General features: G+C 63.7%; 1 protein-coding gene. It reads left to right on the forward strand.

Annotation, left to right across the window (positions count from 1 at the left end):
* A partial coding sequence (locus NW837_RS12335) for a hypothetical protein (protein ID WP_414331912.1) occupies positions 1-506 on the forward strand: 506 nt, incomplete at its 5' end.
* Positions 507-936: the final 430 nt, after the last annotated feature.

Raw genomic sequence — 936 nt, forward strand, 5'->3', positions numbered from 1 at the left:
TCTTGTTCTGGCCTCAACAGCTCATTCTGCGCTACCGCAAACCCTGGCAGGGCCCCCTTGCCTGGATCTGGAAATGGCACGGGTGGGGGGGGTGGACTGTGCGGGGCAGCCGCCGTGGTTGGGAATGGCGTTGGGGATCCCTGCGCCTTCGCGGCCGTTGGCCGGTACAGCGGGGAGAACGTTGCTCCCCCAGAGATTGGCCCTACCTGTGGAAGCTGGGCAAGCAGCTCCACATCCAATCTTGGCAAGGAGGGGTGGAAATTGGCTTTGCCGATCCGGCTTTGACGGGGCAATGCTTGGGACTAGTCGCCGCTCTACCCCCTCAGTTGGCCCAACACCTGCGCTTGACCTTCGCTCGCATCGGTTGGCACGGATGGGGATCCCTGGTGATCCGGTTGCGCGGCTGGCAGGTGCTGGGGCTGGCCTTGAAACTGGGGTGGCTCGCCCTTTCGCGCCGGTGGGACAGAGTCCTGCGGGCAACCAGGGGGGATCCCCGGCAGAAATAGCCAATGGGAAAGCTGGCCTCAGGAGAAAAGTGCTGTGGGGGAACTGCAGCGCTGACGTGGTCAGGCCGGCTGCAGCGCCGGGCAGCAATTCAACAGAGGCATGACCTACCCGCCTCCCCCTTCGCCCTGGCCGTTGGTAGGGGTGGGGGCAGGTGCTGCAGGGATAATCGGCGGCACAATGTACTGGCGCAGGCAGCGTCGCTGCAGACAACTGCAAAACCAGATCCAAGCTTTGCAAGCTCCTGTTGTGGCGGCTCCTCGCGCTCTTCTGGCTCTTTCGGCTCCTCCTCCCGCCCTTCATCGGGGGGCAGCTCTTCTCGCCACTCTTCGGGCGGCTCCTCCCGTCGTTGCTAGACGAACTCAGCTAGAAATCGCAGGAGCCCCGCACTGTACCCGTAGGGTCAGTGTCGGGAGGAATGCGGAAGTTATG

This window comes from Synechococcus sp. R6-10 (assembly GCF_047461815.1).
In the GTDB taxonomy this organism is placed as follows: Bacteria; Cyanobacteriota; Cyanobacteriia; order Thermostichales; family Thermostichaceae; genus Thermostichus.